Here is a 349-nt window from a genome sequence, read left to right as displayed (position 1 = left end):
CCCCGCCACTGGGCTGAGTGGTCTGCACCCGGGCGGCGGAGTCGCGCTGTTGCGAACCGGCCAGCGCGTCGGCAGCGGCCATGTTCTGGGCGCTCACCTGACCACGGGCCAGCAGCGACTCGTTGCCGCCCACAGCGGCGTCGGGCACATTCGTGAAGAGCGGGCTCTGGCCTGCACGATCGATACGGCGCAGGCCGCCCGTGACGGGCGCGGGGGTGCCGGGTTGGGCGGGAGCAGGCGGGCCAGCAAACGCGGTCTCGGGGCGCACACGCAGGCTGGCTGTGGGAGCCGTCGGGGCGGCAGCCGAGGGGGCGGCGCGCTGGGCCACTTGCTCGGCAGGGTCTCGGGT

The 349-nt window shown here is 75.1% G+C and carries 1 pseudogene; it reads right to left on the bottom strand.

What is annotated here, in order from left to right:
* Nucleotides 1–349, bottom strand: a pseudogene (locus DBR23_RS29550) (hypothetical protein); the annotation flags it as partial.

Source organism: Acidovorax sp. HMWF018, from assembly GCF_003061035.1.
GTDB classification, from domain to species: Bacteria; Pseudomonadota; Gammaproteobacteria; order Burkholderiales; family Burkholderiaceae_C; genus Acidovorax; species Acidovorax delafieldii.
Note: the sequence above shows the minus strand (reverse complement) of the source record. Positions and strands in the feature narration are given on the sequence as shown.